The following is a 16,155-nucleotide window of genomic DNA, read 5'->3' as shown; positions in this document are numbered from 1 at the left end:
TGACAACGGAACTTTTTTAAAATTTTAAGCTTTTCGTGCTGTTGAGGTTGCGTTTACCTGCGGCAAAATCTGGTATACGTTCCGTTTAGAATAGGGGTGATACTGTGCCGTTAATTTCCCGTTGCAGGTCATCGTTATGAACACCATTTTAATTACCGGCGCTACAGGTTTCGTAGGCGGAGCGGTTGTTGAATATATTCTTCGTCAACAACTAAGTTCTAAAAACCAATTATTACTTTTAGTCAGGGCTGACGATAATGCGACGGGACTCGCCAGAATTATCGATAATCTAAGAAAGTTTGAATTATCGGATGAACAGCTTTCTTCGATTAACGAGCAATCAATATTAACCGGCGACCTTTCTGAACCTGAGAACTTTATTCAGGATCCGCGCTTAGATCATGTCACGCATGTTATTAACTGCGCCGCGATTGCGTCATTTGGTAATAATCCGGCGATGTGGCGAGTCAACGTTGAAGGTTCACTGATTTTCGCCAAACGTATGGCGCAGGTCAAAAGCCTGCAGCGCTTTGTCCACGTCGGCACCGCGATGGCGTCCATGCCGGACAAAGACAGCGTCTTCTATGAAGGCATGCCGGACAACGAACACAACGAAGATCTGGTGCAGTACACGGCCTCCAAGCGCGCCATCGAAAACCTGGTTCGCACCGAATGCCCGAACCTGCCGTTTGTGGTCGCCCGTCCGTCAATCATTGTGGGTCACACGCAGTATGGCTGTCAGCCGTCGAGCAGCATTTTCTGGGTCTTCATGATGGCGATTAAACTGAAGAAATTTACCTGTACGCTCGACGATCAGGTAGATGTTATCCCGGTGGATTATTGCGCCATGGTGCTGGTGAAATTGTGCCTTGCGGCGGAACTGAGCCACAGTTTCTATCATATTTCTTCCGGTGAAGAAATGTGTACACCATTCCATGAAATAGATACGTCCATGGCAAAAGCCAATAATACGTCACGCATTATCAGTGAATATCAGCAGATCAGTTATCAGGAATTTACCGGCATCCGCAAACAGTTTAAAGAGGTGCTCGGCCCGTGTAATGACAAAATTATTTTGCGTGCAATAAAACTTTATGGCGGATTTGCACAATTAAATGTGAAATTTGATAACACGCGACTGATGAATATGGGCATTCCTAAACCGGCTGCATTCAAAAGCTATATTGATAAATGTGTTTCTTCCACCCGCGGTCAGACAATCACTGAACTGATGAGAGTGGACTTTAAATAAACCGATGCGTCTGTTTGAATCATCAAACGGCCCTTTATCTTTTATCTCTGCCCGAAAGATAAAGGGGACGGTTTAGAATACAACGACGCCGCGAAGGACATTGCGGCGGCGTATTTTTCATGGCGTGAGCGGTTCAGACAAGGCCGTTTCTGCCATAAAGCCGGAAACCTTCACGCTGGTTTAACCGGTCATAATAGGCGGCCACCGCAGGCAAAGCCGGGCGCGAAATTGGCGTCATCGACCAGCGGTTTACCGCCAGCCCGAGCGGAATATCTGCCAGTGTGAAATTATCACCCAGCACGTAATCACCGCTGCGCTGCAATTGCTCTTCCAGCATCTGCATGTGGCGGTTCCACTCGCTAACACCGGCGTCAATCAGCGCCGTATCCTGATGCTGCGGGCTGTTACGCGCCAGCGCCGGAAACGCATAACGCCACGAATTATTCAGCTCGCCCGCCTGCCAGTCCATCCACTGTTCCGTCAGCGCACGGCGTTTCGGGTCAGAAGACAGCAAATCCTCACGCCCTTCCCGCGCGGCCAGATAGCGGCAAATCACGTTGGATTCCCACAAAACAAACTCACCGTCGAGCACCACTGGCACCATCGCATTCGGGTTCAGCACCTTAAATTCCGGTGTCTGCGTGGACTGGAACCCCGAACCAAACTGCTCCTGCTCAAAATCCAGCCCCAGCTCAAAGCAGGTCCACAAGACTTTACGCACGTTGATTGACGGCGATTTACCCAGAATCTTCAGCATGACTTCACCCCAATGTGGAAACGATTAATGGCGGATAAAAATTCGCGTTTTTGCACCGTGATACGTCGCGTCTGTTTGCGCGACAAAACCGCACTTCTCCGCCAGTCGGATTGACGCCTGATGTTCCGGCTCGATAATGCAGCACAGCTGGCGATCAAGGCTGGCTCCGGCCCAGTTCAGCACCGCCTGCGCGGCCTCAGAAGCATAGCCTTTGCCATGAAATTTTGGCGAAACCACCCAGCCCATTTCTGCCATGCCGTTCAACGAAGGCGTGATATCGCGCTGATAATCTGCCAGACCAATTTCCCCGACAAACGCCCCTTCCGCACCGTTGTGCTTTTCAAACACAATCCAGTAGCCAAAACCGAGCATCTGCCAGTGGCCGGGATAACGCAGCAAACGGCTCCAGCTGGCCTCGCGGGTGGACGGCGTGCCGCCAATATATTTCACGACAGCCGGATCAGCCCACTGCGCGGCGATATCATCGAAATCTTCCACGCGATGGCCGCGCAAAATCAAACGTTCGGTTTCAAGAACGGGCGCCTGAGTCAGCATAATTTTCCTTTGAGTTTTTCTGATCTGTTCCGATGACCATTAACTTAGCATTGGAATTGTTCAGTCGGAAAGAGGGGTTTGAGCCGGAAAAGGAAATCAGACAATAATGCCGCTGCGCAGCGCCGAAGGCGTCAAACCGCGCACCGATTTAAAGCGGTTACTGAAATGGCTGGCGGAGCTGAATCCGCATTCCAGCGCAATGGAAGTGATATCCAGCGAACTGTTCTTTAACAGATTTTCCGCCTGAATCAGCCGCGCATTCATCACATACTGATGCGGCGCCATGCCCATACTGAGTTTAAACATACGGGCAAAATGAAACTCGCTCAGTTCCGCCAGCAGCGCCAGTTCCGGCAGTAATAACGGCTCCGCCAGGTGCGCGTGGATATAGTCTTTTACACGGTTGAGAATGTATGGCGCGAGCCCGCCGCGCACTACCGGCAGCGCCCATTGCAGATGGGTATAATTTTTGACCAGATGCGACATCAGCAGATTTGCCGCGCTGCTCAGCATCAGCTGATTGCTGTTTTCCTGCCACTGGCTGCTGAGCAAAAATTGGCGATACAGCCATGTAATCTGCTGATCTTCCTCAAACGTGCGTTCTTCCACCTGAATTGACGCCGGGCTGCGATCCCACGTTTGTTCAACCAGATGCCGCAGATGATCTTCAGAACAATACAGATGCACAAACGACAAATCGTCGCGGACATCCCAGCTCGACATGCTGTGTTTTGGCATCAGACAAAAGCGATCCGGCCCTCCGCCGTTACGCCAGCCGCCGCGGGTTTTGTGATAACACTCATAACCGTCGGCGACGTAAAGACTCAGCGTGTGATGGTCCGGGCTTTCCTGCGTCACGATGTCGTTTTTGTTCGACCAGGCCGCAAGCTGAATGCCGCCGCCCAGCGCCACACTGTCGTGCAGAACCGCTTTGTGCTTACGCAGCGTTTCGAAAGCCTGATAAACCTTCGCCATGATGTGAACCGTGTGGAGGAAAGAGGAGATTCAGTTTACGTTTTCAGGCACAGGTTGAGCCAGATTTTGCTGCCACTGAACCGCAAAAAATGCGCAAGAATATGCAACTCACCGCAAGCCGCTGAAATCCCACCGCGCCGCATTCTGGCAGAATCTCGTTCAATCAATACTTTGCGTGAGAGAAGTCCATGAATGTGTTTTTGTATATCTCGGTGATTATTATCTGGGGCACCACCTGGTTTGCCATTTATCTGCAACAGGGCGCTGTGCCGGTGACGGTTTCGATTTTTTACCGATTTCTGCTTTCCGCCGTGATTATGCTGGTGGCGCTGCTGGCCGCCCGCCGTTTACGCCGGCTGGCGCTGAAAGATCATCTGTTTTGCATGGTGCAGGGGTGCTGCGTTTTTTGCTTCAACTTTTACTGCTTCTATCACGCCGCCGCGTACATCACCAGCGGGCTGGAATCGGTCATTTTCTCGATGGCGGTATTATTTAACGCCTTCAACGGGATGCTGTTCTTCCGCCAGAAACTGGCACCGGCGGTCATTCCCGCATCACTCCTCGGGCTGGCGGGCATTGTGACCCTGTTCTGGCACGACCTGAGCGCCGCCCATGTCGCGCCGGAATTGCTCAAAGGCATCGGCCTCAGCCTGCTGGGCACTTACGGCTTCTCGCTCGGCAACATGATCAGCTCACGCCATCAGCGCCACGGCCTGGACGTACTTTCCACCAATACCTGCGCGATGTTTTACGGTACAGCGGTAATGGGCGCGCTGAGTCTGGTTCAGGGCGCGTCTTTCGCCCTCGACCTGAGGCCGCAATATATCGGCTCGCTGGTTTACCTTTCGGTGTTTGGCTCCGTGCTGGCTTTTGGCATGTATTTCACGCTGGTCGGACGCATCGGCGCGAGTCAGGCAGCTTACAGCACGTTGCTATTTCCGTTGGTTGCACTGACGGTTTCCACGTTCTACGAGGGTTATCAGTGGCATACCAACGCCGTTATCGGGCTTGTGCTGATTCTGATGGGCAATCTGGTGATGTTCTGTCGCCCGTCCTGGCTGGAGATTTTTCGCCGGAAAGCGGCGTTAAGCGGCTAAGATGCCTGCCAGTCAAACTGCCTGACGATCCGGCTGACCACTTCTTTCATTTGCGCGATAGCCGGGTCCCGCAGGCCGTCGCGCCGCCAGCCAAGATTCACCGCATAAGCGGGCATTTCCAGCGGTGTTTCCAGTAAACGTAAAGGATGGAACGCCGCCAGCCGCCGCGCGGCATGCAGAGGGATCGTGGCGACCGCATCGCTGCCCAGCAGCAAATACGGCAACGCGGCGAAATGCGTGGTGGACGCTTTCACCTGTCGCTTCAGACCTTTCGCCATCAGCACTTCATCTACCATGCCGATAAATCCACCGGAGGAAATCAGTAAATGCGGGCGCTGAATAAAGCCCTCCAGCGTGAGGAAATCCGGCGCGAACTGAACGTCCATCAGACTGGCGTACTGCCCTTCGCCGGCGCTCATGCTGCCCAGCGAGGGGGAGGTAAAACCGCCCGACGCAATCGCCAGATCAATCTCGCGGTTCATTAGCATATCTTCGACAATCCGGCTGTGGGTCTGGCGGAACACCACCCGCAGGCCGGGCATCTCTTCTCCCAGCAGATCGATAATCTGCTTACCGACCGCCAGTTCAAAGTCGTCGGACAACCCGAGGCTCAGCGAACGACCGGCAAAACCGGCGCGATCGCCGGAAACCAGCGTCAGACTCTGGCGACATTTATCCAGCGCTTCACTGATAATCGGTTTCAGCTCATTGGCTCGCAGCGTCGGCGCAAGGCCACGCCCGGTGCGGACGAAAAGATGATCGTCGTACAAACGCCGTAAACGCCCGAGCGCCGCGCTGGCCGCCGATTGTGTCAGCCCGAGACGTACCGCCGCCCGGCTGGCACTGCCTTCCTCATGTAACGCTTCAAAGACTTTCAGCAGGTTGAGATCCCACTCTTCGATATGAATCTGGCGAATATCACTCATCAGTCAGGCCCGGTGGATTAATGTCGGAATTTGCCCAGAATAGAAATTCCTCCTTTCTGAGTCGAGAGTAATCTATGCCTGCTTCCATTGTTGCCGCACTGCAAATCGGTTCGTCGCCGTCGGGTAAAGCCGACACCCTGCAAAATATCCTCTCGTGGGAAGAAAAAATCACGGCCTCCGGCGCTTCACTGGTGGTGATGCCGGAAGCGCTGCTCGGCGGCTATCCGAAAGGGGAAATTTTCGGCACACGCCTGGGATACCGCCTGCCGGAAGGCCGCGAGGCGTTTGCCCGCTATTTTCACAACGCGATTGACGTGCCCGGCGCGGAAACCGATGCGCTGGCTGAAATGGCGACACGCACCGGTGCAAGCATTGTGATTGGCGTAATCGAACGCAGCGGTTCAACGCTCTGCTGTTCCTCGCTGTTCATCGAACCGGAACGCGGCCTGGTCGCGAAACACCGAAAACTGATGCCAACCGCCACCGAAAGACTGATCTGGGGACAAGGCGATGGCTCAACGTTGCCGGTGGTCAGCGCCCGCGCAGGCCGCCTCGGCAGCGCCATCTGCTGGGAAAATCACATGCCGCTGCTGCGTATGGCGATGTATGGCAAAGGGGTGGAAATCTGGTGTGCGCCGACGGTGGATGAACGGGAAATCTGGCAATGCTCCATGCGCCATATTGCGCACGAAGGCCGCATGTTTGTGGTCAGCGCCTGTCAGGTTCAGCCGTCACCCAAAGCGCTGGGAATTGAAGTCGAAAGCTGGCCGGAAGATCGCCCGCTGATTAACGGCGGCTCCGTTATCGTCAGCCCGCTCGGCGATATTCTCGCCGGACCGCTAACCGGTGAAACCGGATTGCTGACCGCCGAAATCAACACCGACGATCTGGTTGGCGCTCGTTACGACTTCGATCCCGTCGGCCACTACGCCCGCCCCGACGTCTTCACGCTGCACGTCGATACAAGAGCAAAAGACACGGTGACGTTTTCGGGGGAATAGGGTTTCAGAATACTGTTACCCCCCTTATGACTGGCCGGGAAGATAACCTTCAGGCCAGTAAACTCTCGCCGCCATTCAGAGGGGAAATTCAGGCGAGTACATCGTTAAAGACACCGTCTTCAGCAACGGCGATGAATTAGCCTGGCGCTGACGCCAGTCCATCGTGTGGATAAGCGTTGTCGCCACCACGCACGGCGAGTTCAGGTTTTTCACCGGCACCTCGGTCGGCGCACCTCTGACACTGGTGCTGACAGGCATGCAAATCACCCGCCCGGTGACCTTTTTGTAAGTCTCATGAGACAAAATCAGTACCGGGCGATATTTGCCAATCTCCTTTCCCTTGGTAGGCTCAAAATCGAGCCAGCAAATATCCCCGCGCTTTGGTAAATACATTAATAATCAAGCTCCTTGTCAGTGGGTTCAGCTAATTCATCCGCGTGAGCAGTATACGCGCTCAAACCTGATAATAAGCTGGCCTCCGTGACCTTTTGCTTCTCGGCTTTTCGAATTTGCAGCCCTTCTTCAGAAACCTCGATGTCAACGACATCGCCTTCCTCAAATTGTGGAATTGACTTCAAATTTCCTGAAAGGCGCAACGCAATGCTGTTACCCCATTTCTGTAATGTTGCCTGAGTTCGCATGTTTCTTACCTCGCTGCATGTATCTACAAAGAGTAGACATCTAAAAGTCTGCGGGTGTATTCCCCATGCAGACTTTTGCGAGCGGCCTTCCGGTTTTAGTGATGCCTTTAAAGCCGCCTCTCTAAATAATCCCCCCGTTCACTTTCAGCGTCTGGCCGTTGACCCATGCGCCGTCGGGGCCGGCGAGGAAGGACACGACGGATGCGATGTCTTCCGGCTGGCCGAGGCGTTCGAGAGGGGCGGCTTTGGCGATATTTTCAATAAGCTGATCGGATTTACCGTTGAGGAACAAATCCGTCGCCGTCGGGCCGGGTGCGACGGTGTTGACGGTGATCTGGCGGCCACGCATTTCTTTGGTCAGTACGCGGCTCAGCGCTTCGACGGCGGCTTTGGTCGCAGCGTAAACGCCGTAGGTTGGCTGATACAAACCCACCACGGTGGAGGAGAAATTGATAATGCGCCCGCCGTTGTTAAGGTGTTTTGCTGCTTCACGCAAGGTGTTAAACGTACCTTTCAGGTTGATATCGATCAGGCGGTCGAACGCCGCATCGTCGGTGTCGGCGATAGCGGAAAGCGTCATGATTCCCGCGTTATTCACCAGCACATCGACACCGCCAAAGGCTTGCTGTGCGCTGGCAAACATACGGCTGACCGCGGCACCATCACTGACATCGGCCTGCGCGGAGATGGCCTTTCCACCTGCCTGTTCAATTTTACTCACCACCGCGTCGGCTTCTGCCTCTCCGCGTGAATAGTTCACGATAACCGTGAAACCGTCCAGCGCCAGACGTTCAGCGATGGCCGCGCCGATACCGCGTGATGCGCCGGTGACCAGCGCGACTTTATTTTGGGTCGGATTTTGAGTCGGAGAAGTCATGATGTTTTCCTCAGGTCTGTTGAAGGGTAACGACAGACAAAGAGTAGTGGATTGACGCTGCCGGATAATTACCCGATATTCGTTATCACTATCCGGTAAAAGCGAACAATCATGGATAAACTCGACAGTATGCGGTTGTTTACCCGCGTGGTGGAGCTGCGCAGTTTTACGCAGGCCGCGCAGGGTCTGAACCTGAAACGTTCGACGGTGACCGACGCCATTAAGCAGCTCGAAGTGCGGCTGAAGGTTCGTTTGCTGCAACGCACCACCCGCCATGTCAGCCCGACGCTGGACGGCGAGGCGTATTATCAGCGCTGTCTGCGCATTCTGGCCGACGTGGAAGATGCCGAGATGGATTTCGCCGGTGCGCAGCCCAAAGGGTTGCTGCGGGTGGACGTCCACGGTTCACTGGCGCGGCATTTTCTTTTGCCCGGCCTGCCGGATTTTCTGGCGCAATATCCTGAGATCGAATTTTATCTGAGCGAAGGTGACCGGTTCGTCGATCTGGTTCGTGAAGGTATCGACTGCGTGATCCGCGCGGGCGAACTGAAAGACAGCGATATGGTGGCGCGTCCGCTGGGAACGCTGTCGGAAATCACCTGCGCCAGCCCGGCGTATCTTGCGCGTTTTGGTACACCGGAAACGCCAGACGATCTCGTTAATCACCGGATGATTGGCTACCGTTCAAGCGCGACCGGCGGCCTGTTGCCGCTGATTTTTCATCAAAACGGGAAAGCGCGGGAAGTGATGTTGCCGACCAGTTTGTCGGTCAACGGCGCGGAAAGTATGAAGGAAGCGGCGCGGCGCGGAATGGGCATTATGCAGGTACCGCATTACGGATTAACCGACGATCTGGCGCAGGGCACGCTGGTGCAAATTCTGACGGATTTCCCGGTCGGTGCGTTGCCGGTTGCACTGCTTTATCCGCGTAACCGTCAGCTTTCGCCCCGCGTGCGGGTGTTTATTGACTGGATGGTGAAGGAGTTTGCGCGGCACAGCAGTGTGCTGACGGGATAGACCGTTTGGATGAATGCGGAGTATGTTAGAAATCTATCGATGGGGAGAAACCGATGACCACACCCGCTGTATTACTGCATATTGGCCACGAAGAGACGCAAATTGTCGTCAGAAATTCGGCGGCTGAAGATAAGATTTTGCCGCTGACGCTGGGCTCACAACTGACGTCTGTGGGCTATTTCCGCCACACGCCGCCCACGCCGGACGAAATGGAAACCGCCATTATGGTGGTGGAAGATGAAATTATTCGTATCCGGCACGATATTCCCGCTGGCGCAGCGCTGTTCAGCACGGACAACGATATCCGCGCGCTGGCACGCATTGCCGGTGTGGCAGAAAACGAGGTGATGACGCTGTCGCTCGACGCCGTCGAACGGACATTTGACCGGCTGGCGCTGGTGATAAACGGGCGTCCTGCGCACTTTGAAGGGCTGCCGGACGGCAATGATTTCGCGGCCACGTTGCTGATTTTGCGCGAGTTCATGCACCATCTGCAATTTGCAGAGATCACCGTGCAGGGAACGAAATTTGAGATGTAAGCAGAAAGCGTAACAGCCTCCTGCGAGGCTGTTATTTTGAGTGACTGAGATTCAGGCCGACGTGTTTTTCAGCTGCACCGGGTCCGATTCCAGCAACACCAGACCGCTGAGATCCGGCAGCGACTGATGCGCCAGATAATCCCGGAATGACATGCGCGGCGCATCGTTTTGCCACGCGGATTGCAGCTTGCCGAGCAAATCCGTGGTTTTGGACGTTTCCACCGGCGTCGTCGTATCTGATTCCAGCCAGCCTTTCACATACTTCTGAATATGCGTTGAGGTGCTGGCCGACTGATCCACAGACGCACTCACCAGCGCCCCTTTGTGGTACTGCACAGACGTCGTGCTTTCGGCTTTGTCATCAATCTGATAGTACAGATAATTCTGCGAATCCCGGTCACTTGTCAGATTCAGCTTAAGCCCAGGTGTTAATGACTGGTGGAAGCTCGCGACCAGATGCGACTGCTGCTTTTGCGTGATATTTCGGTTCTGCGTACTATCGCCGGTGATCGTGCTGGTCTGCGAAACCTGATAAGAGAAAGTATCCACTTCGTCAGGGCGCATCGGGTTGGTTTTATCCGTTGGCGTCTGCGTGACTGACGCCGTGAAATCGGCCAGCCCGGACATCATGTTTTTATCGGTTTTGGTCAGCGAGAAGTGAACCGGTTCTGGCCCGCTGCTTTTGTACGTAATCGCCGACGCGCCGTAATTGCTGTTAAGCGCAGTAAATGCATCTTTGAACATGTCCATCAGCGAAGAGTCGGCATTGCCCCGCGTTCCCGCACTGCTGAACTGTTTCAGATACTGATTCAGCGCCTGTTTCTGCTGTGAGTCGGTACCGAGAAGCGCACGTTTACTCATGTCCACGCTGATATCCACCGTGCCCAGCTCGCCGGTAGATTTCACCGAACGCGTGCTGGCATTGGCGTGGAAATCCAGTGTCTGAACGTTGTTTTTGGTGCCCAGCGTAGCGTGCAAATCAACGGAAGACAGCACTGAGGTATCGAATTTTGTTAATCCGCTCAGATCAAGCTTTGGCGGTTGCGCGGTCAGCCCGTCAATGGCTTTCTGAAAACCGTCAGCCAGACCGGCCAGCGCCGTGCGATCGGCGTCGCTGAGCGTACCTTTGGTGACGCTCACCTGCACGCCCAGACCGTCGGCATCGCTGCCCAGCGTAATATCCACCAAGGCACCGCTGGCCGTTTTTACGCTCAGGGTGATCTGGTTATCCGCTTTGGTATGAAGTTGCGATTGCGCGCTGCTGACGGAGGAAGCCGTACCTGCCGTCTGCTTTAAGACTGATTGCGAGTAGCTGCCTGCCTCCGTGGTAAAGCGCTCCAGCAGCGCCGCACCCAGCCCGGCGAAACGCGCCGCATTGCCCGCAGAACTGAAATTTCCCGCCAGCTTCGACGAGATAAGGTCGGCAGACGCATTTTCCCACACCAGCGCCGGTTTGGTGATGGCGTAAACGGGCGTGCTGCTGGTCGCCTGCCCGATCGTCACGGAAGTCGATTGCCTCGCCGCCGCTTGCTGGCTGGCGACGGCGGTCACGGTTGCCGTGGTTTTGGTGGCGGCCAGCAGCGTAGTGGCTGACTGATTGCCTGTCGCAGAAATAATTGTCATCCTGATAATTCCCTTGTTTTGCGCCATAGCGCCAGTGGATACCCTGATCCTTCTGATGCTATTTTCGGCAAAAACACAGGAAACTTTAAGGATATGTAAAAGTCTGTTTCTGAAAAAAAACGAACAACGACGCCCGGCGTTATGTCATTCCAGCGGACCGCCCAGAATGGTTTCGCACATCCCGGAAAGAATACGTTCGCCGGTTTCTGTTTTTAGATCTTCATACCACTGGCCGGTGACCGCCATGTCTTTACCGTGCGTCACGTCGCAGCGTTTGCGCGCTTTCAGCACCAGATCTTTCACGCGATACGCCCGTTTTTCCTGATAGCGCAGCAGCGCGTCTTCAATGCCTAACGAATTGGTTTGCAACGCATTGGCCAGCACCACGGCGTCTTCCATTGCCGCGCAGCCGCCCTGCCCGATATCCGGCGTCGTGCTGTGGCCGGAGTCGCCCAGCAGCGCAATCCGCCCTTTGACCAGCTGCATAAACGGTTCGATGTCGTGTATTTCAATCCGGTTGGTGGTGTCAGGATTGATCATGCCGATGAGTTTCTGCACCGGTTCTGCCCAGCCGGCAAAATAGCGCTGTAAATCGTCGCGCACCGTGGCGCGATCTTCCCGCAGTCCTTTGGGCAGCGGAACGTCAAAGAAAAAGTAGAAACGGTTATCGCTAACAGGCATCAGCGAAACGCGTTTGCCTTCACCCACGAATGTCGTCCACTGATCGGCGGGCGCGATGCTTTCATCGATTTCTACCAGCCCGTTCCAGTTAACATAACCGGCATAACGGCGCTCGGTGGAATAGCCGAGAACATGCTGACGGATAACAGAATGCGTGCCATCGGCAGCAATCAGCACATCGCCGGTCGCTGAGGTTCCATCGTCAAACCAGGCGGTGACGCTGTCTGCGGATTCCTCTACGTGCGTAACGCGTTTGCCAAACTGCACCTCGTCGCGGCCGTAGGTGTCAAGGAGCATCGACTGCAGTTCCGCGCGCGCCACCGGATAGGGCTGCTCGCCGACGCTCTGAATCAGCGGATCCATCGAGAAGCGCGTCATCGTCTGGCCCTGCTGATAATCTTTGTAGGCCATAAAACGCATCTGCCCGCCCAGCTTGCGCAACGGCTCTTTCATCCCGAGATAATTCAGACATTTCACGCCGTTTGGCCATATAGAAATCGCCGCGCCCACCGGTTTGATCTCTTTCACCGCCTCGTATACCGCCGTTTCGATGCCAAAACGCTTCAGCGCAATCGCCGCACATGTCCCGCCAATACCGCCACCTATCACGATCGCTTTCATATTTTTCTCCTTGAAGTCTCACAAGGAAAAAGCAATTTCTGTACCAGAAAGCGGATTTGCGCAATAACCCTTGTATACAATCTTAAGGCAAAAAATACCCGCCGAAGTCCTGCCGGAATGCGCTAAAACAAGGCACTCTTTTAGCGCAAACGGAGCGCAACAAGCCAGTCTGGTGCGTGAGCGCGAAGGTTGATACTCTTCTGACTATTCAGATTTCAAATACCACAACCAGAAGTAGTGATGAAATGAATCGCTATCCCATGTTCAGCCCGCAACAGTTGCTCAGTTTTGTGGCCGTCTGCGAAACCGGCAGTTTTACCCGCGCTGCCGACCGCGTTTATCTTTCACAATCAACGGTCAGCCAGCAGGTCCGGCGGCTTGAAGAAGCGCTGGGTAAACCGTTGCTCGAGCGCACGTCGCATCAGGTTCAGCTCACCGAAGAAGGCGAGCGGCTGCTCGGCTATGCGCGGCGAATTATCGCGCTCAACGGCGAGGCGCACGACGCGCTGAGCGATCAGTGGCCGGACGGCATTGTGCGTCTCGGCGTGCCGGAGGATTTTGCGGCTGCCACCACGTCTTTGCTGGCGCAGTTTTGCCGTGAGCATCCGCATATCCGGCTGGATGTGACCAGCGGCCTGAGCCACGAACTGCGCCGCGGGTGGCAGCAGGACATGCTGGATATTATTCTGGTGAAACAGCTGACCGGCGAGAAAGCCAATGCGTCGCGCCCCGAGCCGATGCTGTGGCTCGACAGCGCCGGATTTCCGGCTTTTGAGCGCGACCCGGTGCCTCTGGTGCTGTTCCCGCTCAACGGTTTGTATCGCGAAGAATTGTGCCAGGCACTGGACTCTATCGGGCGCAGCTGGCGGATCAGCTACAGCAGTGCCAGCCTCGCCGCGCTGGTCGCCGCAAGTGCCGCCGGACTGGGCATCACGCTGCTGCCCGCGAGCTGTGTCACGCCGGAACACCGTATTCTCGGCGCAGAAAGCGGCTTACCCAGCGTGGAAAACGTCGAGCTGGCGCTGTTTTACCGCCCGGACGCCACGGCGGCGCAAATCGCGCTGGCGGGAAAATTGCGCGAGTTTTGCCAGCTCAGCTGAGCATTGCGTTTCCCACTGACAGGCAGTGGGAAATATCGCAGCCGGAACCGGAGAGATCTTTTAGGGTGAAGAGAAAAGCAGCATCCTCTGAGCATCATGAATAAGGAATTCGACGTGCAAAACCCTCAGCAACAAAGCCGCAGAAACTTTCTCTCAAACAGCGCAAAAGTCACTGCCACCGGTGCCCTGCTGGCCTCCGGCATGGCGTCTGGGTCTACCGTCCGCGCCGGTCAGAACATTGAAACATGCGACGATCCCCGTCAGGCGACAGCGATTTCTGCCACGCACTACCAGCTGCGCAATGTCCGGCTGGAAGAAGGTTTCGAGCGCGAAGGCGACATGGTGACTGGTACGCAAACCGGCCTGTACAATCTCGATATCAATAACGGCAAAATTGTGGCGATTCAGCCTGCAAAAGACGCCCCTGCCAGCACGTTACCAGCCTTTGACGCTAAAGGGCTGCTGCTTCTGCCCGCCACGCGCGACATGCACATCCACCTCGACAAAACCTTTTACGGCGGCAAATGGGAAGCGCCGCGCCCGCGTAAAGGCAAAACCATCATGGATATGATTGCCCGCGAGCAGGTGTTAATTCCTAAATTGCTGCCGACGTCGGTCGAACACGCCGAAGCGATCATCGGCTTGCTGCATTCTAAAGGCACCACCGTGGCACGCAGCCACTGCAATATCGACCCGGTCAGCGGTCTGAAAAGTCTCGAGCACCTGAAAATCGCGCTGGAAAAACATCAGCAGGATTTCAGCTGTGAGATTGTGGCGTTTCCTCAACACGGTTTGCTGCATTCGAAAGTGGACGGCCTGATGCGCGAAGCGATGCAAATGGGCGTGCAGTACGTCGGCGGGCTGGATCCGACCAACGTTGACGGCGCAATGGAAAAGTCGCTGGACGCGATGTTCCAGATTGCGCTCGACACGAATAAAGGCGTGGATATTCACCTGCATGAAACAACGCCCGCCGGGATCGCCGCAGTGAAATACATGATTCAGACCGTGGAGAAAAACCCGCAACTGAAAGGCAAGGTGACGCTCAGCCACGGCTTTGCGCTGGCGATGATGCAGGGTGCGGAGCTGGATGAGGTGATCGCCGGGCTGTCGGAACAGCAGTTCACCGTGGCTTCCACCATTCCGCTCGGCAAACTGAACATGCCACTACCGCAGCTGAGCCAGAAAGGCGTCTTCGTCATAACCGGCACCGACAGCGTGATCGACCACTGGTCGCCGTTCGGTACCGGCAGCATGCTGGAGAAAGCCAGCCTGTACGCCCAGCTCTACGGCAATTCCGACGAATTTGGCCTGACGCGCTCCCTCGCCATCGCCACCGGCAATGTCCTGCCGCTCGATGATGCCGGAAAACGCCAGTGGCCCGCACTCAACGACAACGCCGAAATGATCCTGGTCGACGCCAGTTGTTCAGCCGAAGCGGTCGCGCGGGTGTCCGACGTGAAAGCCACGTTCCATCAGGGAAGGCTAGTGTTTGGCGCGGTGGAGAAAGTTTAAGGGTCAGAGATTGTCTGGCGCAGAAAAGCAAAAAGCCCCGCGAGGGGCTTTTTGCTATATATCTTTATTATGCAGTTTTAACAATTCATGCCATGGATCGGGTGAATCAATTCTATGCACAGCTTTGTGACAATTAGCGCATAAAATAGCAAGATCAAATGTAGAAGTTATTTTGGTAGATTTGAGCTCAGATAATGGAGTTTTATGATGAACCTCAGCATAACTAAAACCATAAATATCATTAAAATTATAACCGCATACCTCGCAAAAAAGTTCTTTGTTTCTCTTTATAAAATTCTCTTTTGCTTTTTTTACCAGAGTTCTATCTCGTTCACGGAATTTATGAATTCTTAAAACTACGTTACCTTCTTCCGCTTCGTAATCATTCGCCATTTCTGAAAAAGTAAAATCACCTGCCCAAAGTCGATATATTTTTTTCAATTCACTTTCGTTAATTTTAAAATTTGTCCCCTGCCGTGCGGTTAGCAATTGCATCCCAGCAAGTTCTGGGTCGCGCTGTAAAAGTGCTGACTCGACCATGCCATCCTGAAGGTTCAACCTAGCTTCATCTATAGTAATACCCACCTTGATTGGTGATACTTCTTCTTTTTTCCAGTACTCCTCAAGTAATCTTTTAGGATATTTGACTTTCTCCTTGGAGACCGGACTCTCTACAACATGTCCAAAGGCAACTAATCCGTAAGGATCTTTCGAGCTTCCTTTAGAACGCCAGATGAAAACAGGATCACCGATGTTGATTTCATCCTGATGTTTTTTATGTTTTACAGCCCAGTAAATGTAATCAAAATTCTGTAGGTAACTGTCAATGTCGAATTCCTCTCTATTCCCTCTAAAAATCCAAGCGTTCACATTACCTCCTTAAATCATTAAGTATTACCGAGATGAAAAATTACAAAGTTAATAATATCAATAAGAATAGTTATTGTTTGCGTACATATCTAAAAAAGCCCCTTTCGG

The 16,155-nt window shown here is 54.2% G+C and carries 17 protein-coding genes; 7 read left to right on the top strand and 10 right to left on the bottom strand.

Annotated elements, in window-relative coordinates; all coding sequences use genetic code 11:
• The first annotated feature begins 136 nt into the window (after positions 1 to 136).
• On the top strand, positions 137 to 1,252 hold the full coding sequence (locus tag ACLBVC_RS17460; protein WP_410150680.1) for an SDR family oxidoreductase: 1,116 nt from the start codon (positions 137 to 139) through the stop codon (positions 1,250 to 1,252).
• A gap of 133 nt (positions 1,253 to 1,385) precedes the next feature.
• Here ACLBVC_RS17460 and ACLBVC_RS17455 read toward each other — a convergent pair whose 3' ends face one another.
• From ACLBVC_RS17455 to ACLBVC_RS17445, 3 genes are all read right to left on the bottom strand, one after another.
• Complete coding sequence (locus ACLBVC_RS17455; protein ID WP_410150679.1) at positions 1,386 to 2,009, bottom strand: glutathione S-transferase family protein; 624 nt, start codon at positions 2,007 to 2,009, stop codon at positions 1,386 to 1,388.
• A 24-nt stretch (positions 2,010 to 2,033) separates the two neighbouring features.
• A complete protein-coding gene (locus ACLBVC_RS17450) occupies positions 2,034 to 2,564 on the bottom strand; it encodes a GNAT family N-acetyltransferase (RefSeq protein WP_410150678.1) in 531 nt (176 codons plus the stop codon).
• 96 nt (positions 2,565 to 2,660) lie between these two features.
• Positions 2,661 to 3,539 (bottom strand): AraC family transcriptional regulator, encoded by an 879-nt coding sequence (locus ACLBVC_RS17445; RefSeq protein ID WP_410150677.1) that lies wholly within the window; start codon positions 3,537 to 3,539, stop codon positions 2,661 to 2,663.
• Between the two features lie 188 nt (positions 3,540 to 3,727).
• On the opposite strand from ACLBVC_RS17445, the gene ACLBVC_RS17440 reads away from it, so the two are divergent.
• Complete coding sequence (locus ACLBVC_RS17440; protein WP_410150676.1) at positions 3,728 to 4,636, top strand: DMT family transporter; 909 nt, start codon at positions 3,728 to 3,730, stop codon at positions 4,634 to 4,636.
• On the opposite strand, the gene ACLBVC_RS17435 is transcribed toward ACLBVC_RS17440, so the two are convergent.
• Positions 4,633 to 5,562, bottom strand: a complete 930-nt coding sequence (locus ACLBVC_RS17435; RefSeq protein WP_410150675.1) for a LysR substrate-binding domain-containing protein — start codon at positions 5,560 to 5,562, stop codon at positions 4,633 to 4,635. The two genes, ACLBVC_RS17440 and ACLBVC_RS17435, sit on opposite strands and share 4 nt — an antisense overlap.
• A gap of 74 nt (positions 5,563 to 5,636) precedes the next feature.
• On the opposite strand from ACLBVC_RS17435, the gene ACLBVC_RS17430 reads away from it, so the two are divergent.
• Positions 5,637 to 6,563 carry a carbon-nitrogen hydrolase family protein gene (locus ACLBVC_RS17430; RefSeq protein WP_410150674.1) on the top strand — a complete coding sequence of 309 codons (927 nt, stop codon included), beginning with the start codon at positions 5,637 to 5,639 and terminating at the stop codon, positions 6,561 to 6,563.
• A gap of 75 nt (positions 6,564 to 6,638) precedes the next feature.
• Here the strand turns inward: ACLBVC_RS17430 and ACLBVC_RS17425 are convergent, their stop codons facing one another.
• The 3 genes from ACLBVC_RS17425 to ACLBVC_RS17415 all read right to left on the bottom strand — a co-directional run bounded on the left by ACLBVC_RS17425 (position 6,639) and on the right by ACLBVC_RS17415 (position 8,081).
• Complete coding sequence (locus tag ACLBVC_RS17425; RefSeq protein WP_410150673.1) at positions 6,639 to 6,956, bottom strand: type II toxin-antitoxin system PemK/MazF family toxin; 318 nt, start codon at positions 6,954 to 6,956, stop codon at positions 6,639 to 6,641.
• Positions 6,956 to 7,204 (bottom strand): AbrB/MazE/SpoVT family DNA-binding domain-containing protein, encoded by a 249-nt coding sequence (locus tag ACLBVC_RS17420; RefSeq protein ID WP_195825261.1) that lies wholly within the window; start codon positions 7,202 to 7,204, stop codon positions 6,956 to 6,958. The genes ACLBVC_RS17425 and ACLBVC_RS17420 overlap by 1 nt, the downstream gene beginning before the upstream one ends.
• Before the next feature lie 121 nt (positions 7,205 to 7,325).
• A complete protein-coding gene (locus tag ACLBVC_RS17415; RefSeq protein WP_410150672.1) occupies positions 7,326 to 8,081 on the bottom strand; it encodes an SDR family oxidoreductase in 756 nt (251 codons plus the stop codon).
• 111 nt (positions 8,082 to 8,192) lie between these two features.
• Here ACLBVC_RS17415 and ACLBVC_RS17410 point away from each other — a divergent pair, with 111 nt between their 5' ends.
• Both ACLBVC_RS17410 and ACLBVC_RS17405 read left to right on the top strand, forming a co-directional pair.
• Positions 8,193 to 9,098, top strand: coding sequence for a LysR family transcriptional regulator (locus ACLBVC_RS17410; protein ID WP_410150671.1), 906 nt, complete (start codon positions 8,193 to 8,195; stop codon positions 9,096 to 9,098).
• 53 nt (positions 9,099 to 9,151) lie between these two features.
• Entirely contained in the window at positions 9,152 to 9,637 is a 486-nt protein-coding gene (locus tag ACLBVC_RS17405; protein WP_165061269.1) for a hypothetical protein, read from the top strand.
• A gap of 51 nt (positions 9,638 to 9,688) precedes the next feature.
• On the opposite strand, the gene ACLBVC_RS17400 is transcribed toward ACLBVC_RS17405, so the two are convergent.
• Complete coding sequence (locus ACLBVC_RS17400) at positions 9,689 to 11,260, bottom strand: hypothetical protein (RefSeq protein WP_410150670.1); 1,572 nt, start codon at positions 11,258 to 11,260, stop codon at positions 9,689 to 9,691.
• Positions 11,261 to 11,404: 144 nt separating this feature from the next.
• The gene (hpxO, locus tag ACLBVC_RS17395) at positions 11,405 to 12,562 is read right to left on the bottom strand and encodes an FAD-dependent urate hydroxylase HpxO (protein WP_410150669.1); all 1,158 of its coding nucleotides are present in this window, start codon (positions 12,560 to 12,562) and stop codon (positions 11,405 to 11,407) included.
• A 245-nt stretch (positions 12,563 to 12,807) separates the two neighbouring features.
• Between hpxO and ACLBVC_RS17390 the strand changes: the two genes are divergently transcribed.
• Positions 12,808 to 13,662, top strand: a complete 855-nt coding sequence (locus tag ACLBVC_RS17390) for a LysR family transcriptional regulator (protein ID WP_410150668.1) — start codon at positions 12,808 to 12,810, stop codon at positions 13,660 to 13,662.
• Between the two features lie 96 nt (positions 13,663 to 13,758).
• The gene (locus tag ACLBVC_RS17385; protein WP_410150667.1) at positions 13,759 to 15,177 is read left to right on the top strand and encodes an amidohydrolase family protein; all 1,419 of its coding nucleotides are present in this window, start codon (positions 13,759 to 13,761) and stop codon (positions 15,175 to 15,177) included.
• Positions 15,178 to 15,231: 54 nt separating this feature from the next.
• Here the strand turns inward: ACLBVC_RS17385 and ACLBVC_RS17380 are convergent, their stop codons facing one another.
• Positions 15,232 to 16,047, bottom strand: a complete 816-nt coding sequence (locus ACLBVC_RS17380) for an EVE domain-containing protein (protein ID WP_410150666.1) — start codon at positions 16,045 to 16,047, stop codon at positions 15,232 to 15,234.
• Positions 16,048 to 16,155: the final 108 nt, after the last annotated feature.

Source organism: Rahnella selenatireducens, from assembly GCF_046449555.1.
Classification (GTDB): domain Bacteria; phylum Pseudomonadota; class Gammaproteobacteria; order Enterobacterales; family Enterobacteriaceae; genus Rahnella; species Rahnella selenatireducens.
This window is presented reverse-complemented; position numbering and strand designations above follow the sequence as displayed.